The following is a 4201-nucleotide window of genomic DNA, read 5'->3' as shown; positions in this document are numbered from 1 at the left end:
GAACCAGAAGAACATCCCGAGGTAGCAGGCCAGCATGAAGCTGGGCAGGATGGCGATGGTGGTGAAGACGCTGCGCTTGCTGGCGGCCTGCACCGTTTCGAGTTCCTGATGCTGCGGTGCAGGGAGGGTCTTGATTTTTTCCTGGTTCAGCGTCGGCGCGTTGCCGAAGATGCCAGCCTTGGGTTCGCCTTTGATCTGAGCATAGAGCGCGCCGTGTTCAGTCGCGGAGAGACGCTCGGCCATGTCGAGGTCCTGCTTGTGGCCGATGTAGGGGCTGCCGAGGACACCCAGGAACAGCACGCCCACAGCGGAGACGCCATTGAGAGTGAGTGCGCCGCCTTTGGGGAACTGCTCGGCGGTGAGTCCCAGCGTGGTGCTCCACAGGAAGGTCTTGCCCAGCGCGTACACTGTCGCTGCGCCCAGAATGACCCAGCCAGTGGCATGGGAGAGGAAGATCAGCCCAGTGATGGCAATGGCCGCGCCGATGACCAGCAGGGCAATGGGTGAAACCTTGTGCATGATGGGCCCGGCATAGAAGCGCAGCACCGTCATGATGACGGAGACATACACAAAAATCCACGTGGCGAAGTTCGGGAAATCCGGCCCGCTGAGCTTGAGCAGTTCCGGCATCCACCCATCAGTGCCGAGTTCCGTCGTGGCGAGCGGTCCGATGGTGATGAGAACGATGATGAAGAGCCAGTTGCCCAATGACTGGGTATACAATCCAGTGGCTGCGCCAAGCACCAGTCCGGCGATGAGCGAGTCCCGCAGAGAGGCCTCGTAGCCGATCATCTGCATGACCGCGCAGTAAACCAGGGAGCCGATGATGAAGGAGCCCACGGCACCCACTTCCTTGAGCATGTCGCGGTAGCTCACACCTGCGGCCACACGCTCATTCACTGGGAATGTCCGTGGCAATATTAGCAGCGTGTAGAGCACCACAGGGATGAAGCACAGCGCAAAACGGAACTGCCACACGGCATTGAAGAACAGTTTCGTTTCTGGCAGCAGCGCACAAAACAGCGCGCCGAGCGCCAGTCCTGCGGGCCAGCCTGCGTGCAGGATGTTCAGCCACTTCGATTTGTTCTTGCTGAAAACCGTAGCGATGACCGGGTTGATGAACGACTCCACCGTGCCATTCGCCACCGCGATGAGCAGCGAGCTCCAGTAAAAGTCCTCATAACCGGAGGCGCGCAGGGTGAGCACGAGTGAAACGACATGGCAGCCGGCGGCAAACAACGCGACCGTTTTGTAGCCAATGCGGTCAATGATCAGGCTGAAGAAGATGATGCTCAGCGCAAAAGGCCACATGCCCGTGTTGGCGCGCACACCAAACACAAACGAGGTGGCTACCAGGGCGATGAAGCAGGCCCAGAAGAGTTTCATGTCGGCTTTGCCGGAGGTGGTCTGAGTCATGGCGTGGGAGGGGATCGGTCAGGGAGTGGGCGATTCCAGCAAAAGCCGCCTCATAGCGCAACGTCTTTTTCCCGGTTCGAAAAATAACCTGGTACTGATCTTGAGGGGGGGAAGCTCAGGTTTACACCGCAGCGCCCTTACAGCCTCCGCAAACCATCCTCCGTCATCGCGCATGGAATCGCCTCATCAATCGCATTGATGCGGGCCAGTGTCTCGTCACTCAGCACCAGATCTGCCGCAGAGAGGCTCTCATTCAACTGCGCCACCGTGGTGGCTCCGACGATGGTGGAAGCCACAAAGTCGTGCTGCTTGCTCCAGGCAAGGGCCAGTGCAGTAACGCTGACACCGAGATCTGCCGCGATGACCTGCAGGCGCGCCGTGGTCTCAAGGCTGCGCTCATTGACGAAGCGCGCAGCCATCTTCTTCTGACGCGGGCCACCGTTCTGGATGTAGTCGGTGAAGCGTGCGCCCTTGGGCAGGGCACCACCATTATACTTGCCGCACAGCACTCCGCCACCGAGGGGCGAGTAGGGCAGGAGACTCACGCCTTCCTTGCGGCAGACCTGCGCCAGTTCGCTCTCGCAGCGGCGATTGATGAGAGAGAAATTGTTCTGCACCGTGGCCATGCGGGCCAGACCGTGCTTCTCGGCCTCCCACAGATTTTTCATCACGCCCCAGCAGGTTTCATTGCTGCTGCCCCACGCGCGGATCTTGCCCTGGTCGATGAGATCGGTCAGCGCCCCCAGCGTCTCCTCCTGCTGCATGCCGTGGTCTGGCCAATGAGTCTGATAGAGGTCGATGTAATCCGTCTGCAGACGGCGCAGGCTGTCCTCGCAGGCCTGGAAGATCTGGCGGCGGTCCAGCGCTGTGAATCCATTGCGCACCGGTGGGCGGAACCAGCCATGCCCAGGCCCCGTCACCTTCGAAGCAATGATGATCTCACCCCTCTTCTGCCCTTTGAGCCATTTGCCCACGATCTGCTCCGTCACCCCAAACAACTCCGCACTCGGTGGCACCGGATACAGCTCCGCCGTATCAAAGAAGTCGATCCCCGCCTCGAGGGCCCGGTCCATGATTTCAAAAGATGTTTCCTCATCCGCCTGCAGGCCAAAAGTCATGGTTCCCATGCAGATGTCAGTGACGACGATACCCGTGCGGCCGAGGCGTTTGCGATTCATATGGGGCGGATGCTAAAGCAGGAGGATGGATGGGCAAACGCGAAAGCACGGAACGCATGCGTTCTCATGGTAAACAGAGCCCGAGTGACCTTGGATGGTTGCGCACTGAAGGCAATCCTTGGCTGTCCTGGAATGGTGGCTCTCGCAGATGGGGAGCATGGTGTCAGCATACGTCCTGACCAATAAATTTCTAAATGCTGTGTGTATTCACATTGCGTAATTTGGTTGCCAATGATACGCCATTACCTTCAATTGGTTGTGCACCTCCATTAAACAGCCGAGTATAACGCTCCCAAACTTACAAGCTCCCCAACTCCAAACTATGGCAACCGAATACAATCCCGAATTAATCCAAAAACTGGCGGACAAGCTTTATAGCCAGGCGAACAGCTCCATCGTACTTGGAACGCTCATCGGTTTCGTGGCAGGTGGATTTTTTGGTTTGTCTGCCTCGCACGAGTCTCCAATAGGGGTCGTTATTGGTGTCGTGCTCGGGAGCATCGTGGGTTACCTCATCGGTCAGTCGCGTGCATTCTCACTGCGTGTTCAAGCACAAATGGCGCTCTGCCAGCGCCAGATCGAATTGAACACCCGGCGCTGACTGCCGCTGCGGCCAGGACAGTTGCTCACGGTTTGCTCGTGAGCAGGATTGGATAAGGCGGGTCGTATTTGTTGCAACGGAGGCGCAGTTTCTCGCCTTTTTTGACCCTCTTGAAGAAGATCGTCTGGGCGCGGTTGTCATTTTTCACCAGGTCGCCGCCGAGGTCGTTCTTGCTCACTCGATCCCAGCCTTTGGATTTGAAATTCTTTTCCGTCCAGCGCTCTTTCTCCCAGTTTCCGGACTGGTTTCCTTGGTAGTCCCAGTTGCAGGCGAGGAAAAGATAGCCGTCGGCTGTGATCTCAATATCAGCGACACCATTGGTGCTTGCTGTGGGAGCAAAAATGGTCGCCCCATTGTTCGAAAAAAAGGCCGGAATGCGTGCCCAGCCATTTTTGTCGGTACTGGTCACGAGCGGCACAGGCTGCATGTTCAGGACAGAAATCGTGGCCGAGGACTTGGCCAGGGTCCGCAGGTCAGCGGCATGCATCAGGCTAGGGAGAAGGAGCAGGCAGGAGAGCAAAGTTTTCATGGCAGGCTGGTTAATGCATTATAAACGTTGACGCACGATGGTCTTTCCAAAAGGGTTTGGAAAGCTTAATCCCATGGGCCACAAGGCTGCGCTTCATGGCGAGTTGGCAGAGCCGGATTGTCGGTGGCGGACGAGAACGGGGACCTCGATCCAGATGACTTGGCGTAGGCATCTCCGCGAACAGCAGAGCTGTCGGGTGCAAGCGAGCCTTGCTGGTGGATTGAGCCAGGAGCGTGCGAATGCAGACCGTGGTCCGGTCGCCGACCCTACCGCTTGTTCTTCTGATTAAAATTCGCCACAGTCCTGGCCGCTTCACGGTTTTCGGCCTTCTCCTTCAGATCCTGTCTTTGGTCCCCGTGAGTTTTACCTTTGCCGACACCGATCTCGATCTTGATGTGGTGGCCTTTCCAGTAGGCGCGCAGAATTGGCAGTGCGAGCCCCTTTTGCTGCGTCTGGGCGAGCAGCTTCATGATCTCG

The 4201-nt window shown here is 57.7% G+C and carries 5 protein-coding genes; 1 reads left to right on the top strand and 4 read right to left on the bottom strand.

Annotation, left to right across the window (positions count from 1 at the left end; translation table 11 throughout):
• Both ACIREA_RS27755 and ACIREA_RS27750 read right to left on the bottom strand, forming a co-directional pair.
• The coding region (locus ACIREA_RS27755) for an MFS transporter (RefSeq protein ID WP_397385571.1) at positions 1 to 1416 on the bottom strand (1416 nt) is incomplete at its 3' end.
• A gap of 137 nt (positions 1417 to 1553) precedes the next feature.
• Positions 1554 to 2594 (bottom strand): aldo/keto reductase, encoded by a 1041-nt coding sequence (locus tag ACIREA_RS27750; protein ID WP_397385570.1) that lies wholly within the window; start codon positions 2592 to 2594, stop codon positions 1554 to 1556.
• A gap of 322 nt (positions 2595 to 2916) precedes the next feature.
• Between ACIREA_RS27750 and ACIREA_RS27745 the strand changes: the two genes are divergently transcribed.
• Positions 2917 to 3195 carry a hypothetical protein gene (locus ACIREA_RS27745; RefSeq protein ID WP_397385569.1) on the top strand — a complete coding sequence of 93 codons (279 nt, stop codon included), beginning with the start codon at positions 2917 to 2919 and terminating at the stop codon, positions 3193 to 3195.
• 25 nt (positions 3196 to 3220) lie between these two features.
• Here the strand turns inward: ACIREA_RS27745 and ACIREA_RS27740 are convergent, their stop codons facing one another.
• Both ACIREA_RS27740 and ACIREA_RS27735 read right to left on the bottom strand, forming a co-directional pair.
• Complete coding sequence (locus ACIREA_RS27740; protein WP_397385568.1) at positions 3221 to 3724, bottom strand: hypothetical protein; 504 nt, start codon at positions 3722 to 3724, stop codon at positions 3221 to 3223.
• Positions 3725 to 3990: 266 nt separating this feature from the next.
• The coding region (locus ACIREA_RS27735; RefSeq protein ID WP_397385567.1) for an SsrA-binding protein at positions 3991 to 4201 on the bottom strand (211 nt) is incomplete at its 5' end.

It is taken from the genome of Prosthecobacter sp. (assembly GCF_044373815.1).
GTDB lineage: Bacteria > Verrucomicrobiota > Verrucomicrobiia > Verrucomicrobiales > Verrucomicrobiaceae > Prosthecobacter.
The sequence above is the reverse complement of the archived record's forward strand: the minus strand, read 5'-3'. Positions and strand labels throughout refer to the sequence as shown.

Bases quoted from the DNA above. Each gene is read 5' to 3' on its own strand.
- ACIREA_RS27750 (WP_397385570.1), bottom strand. From the start codon at position 2,594: ATGAATCGCAAACGCCTCGGCCGCACGGGTATCGTCGTCACTGACATC.
- ACIREA_RS27745 (WP_397385569.1), top strand. From the start codon at position 2,917: ATGGCAACCGAATACAATCCCGAATTAATCCAAAAACTGGCGGACAAG.
- ACIREA_RS27740 (WP_397385568.1), bottom strand. From the start codon at position 3,724: ATGAAAACTTTGCTCTCCTGCCTGCTCCTTCTCCCTAGCCTGATGCAT.